General features: G+C 50.0%; 1 rRNA gene. It reads right to left on the bottom strand.

From position 1 onward, the window contains the following. Positions 1-326, bottom strand: a 23S ribosomal RNA gene (locus NQL71_RS29750); the annotation flags it as partial.

Genomic DNA, 326 nt, shown 5'->3' on the forward strand with positions numbered 1-326 from the left:
AATCCCGGATTTACCTAAGATTCCAGCCTACCACCTTAAACTTGGACAACCAACGCCAAGCTGGCCTAGCCTTCTCCGTCCCTCCATCGCAATAACCAGAAGTACAGGAATATTAACCTGTTTTCCATCGACTACGCTTTTCAGCCTCGCCTTAGGGACCGACTAACCCTGCGTCGATTAACGTTGCGCAGGAAACCTTGGTCTTTCGGCGTGGGTGTTTTTCACACCCATTGTCGTTACTCATGTCAGCATTCGCACTTCTGATACCTCCAGCAAGCTTCTCAACTCACCTTCACAGGCTTACAGAACGCTCCTCTACCGCATCA

It is taken from the genome of Pseudomonas serbica, from assembly GCF_028823535.1.
GTDB classification, from domain to species: Bacteria; Pseudomonadota; Gammaproteobacteria; order Pseudomonadales; family Pseudomonadaceae; genus Aquipseudomonas; species Aquipseudomonas serbica.